The 1,032-nt window shown below is 36.7% G+C and carries 1 protein-coding gene; it reads right to left on the reverse strand.

Going from position 1 to position 1,032, the window contains the following annotated elements:
* On the reverse strand, positions 1-779 hold a 779-nt coding region (locus KDK17_RS00015), incomplete at its 3' end, for an ATP/GTP-binding protein (RefSeq protein ID WP_257287047.1).
* Between the last annotated feature and the right edge of the window lie 253 nt (positions 780-1,032).

Raw genomic sequence — 1,032 nt, forward strand, 5'->3', positions numbered from 1 at the left:
GTTGTAGGCAATATAACAACCAGAAAATCTTTTTCAATTTTTCTTGTTTCTAAATGAATATCATTGATATCTAGATCAGCAGATTTCAAAAAATTTAAAACTTCGCTCTTTGAGTCTTTATCATTACATAAATTTGTGGTGAGTCCTGGTCCCCAGCCGTCAATTCCCGCTACTCTTAAAGACTTATTAAACCAGTCGAAAACAGGCTTTAACTGTTCACTATTCAGCATTACTGCTGTTGATAAGAAAAGAGAGTTGGATTTAGTCGCATCTTTCCAAAGTTGCTTTTGCCCTTGGAAGTGCGATGAAAAATCCCAAACATACTCTTGAGCTTCACTATCATAAGCTCGAATAAACCACCTCTGCGGCCTACCCTTGGGAGAGGCAAAAAGCCATTCATCTCTGATTTGATCTTCAGTTAGAGAAAAACCGTATTGATATTTTACTCCTTGAACAAGAAAGACAATTTCAAATTCTGTTGGCTCTTTAACAGATTTATTTGATAGGCGAAACGGTGAGACTGGAAGCTTGTCACCTCTTTGAGAATCCTTAGCCGATTTTTTTACAATAGACTGCATGGTTTTCAATGCTGAAACAAAGTTTGATTTACCAGCAGCATTAGCTCCATAAATTACAGCAGATCTTAATAAAGATAGTTTTTTAGATGCTTTAATTTCAAACGAATTATCGACCATCTCATTACCCAGCATTTTTGTTAGGTTTAAAGATTGCCGTGATTTAATTGATTTATAGTTTTCTACAAAAAATTCAATAATCATTGGGTTACCGAAGTTAATTATTAACAGTAATTCTAGCTTAAATTCAACTCTAATGCGCCTTTTAGATGCAAAATATGGCATTTATATGCAAAATACAGAACTATTTTCGTCCAAGCTTGAAGTTTAATCAAGATGCATAACGCCTGCAGTAAGGGCGCAAACGCAGTGAGCGTAACACGGCAAAATCATGAAAGTGCCTGCCTAGGAGCCTGACCGAGAATAGCTGCCCTACTGCGGCGGCAGCAAATTGGTC

Origin of the sequence: Endozoicomonas sp. SESOKO2 (assembly GCF_024606245.1) — a bacterium.
GTDB lineage: Bacteria > Pseudomonadota > Gammaproteobacteria > Pseudomonadales > Endozoicomonadaceae > Endozoicomonas_A.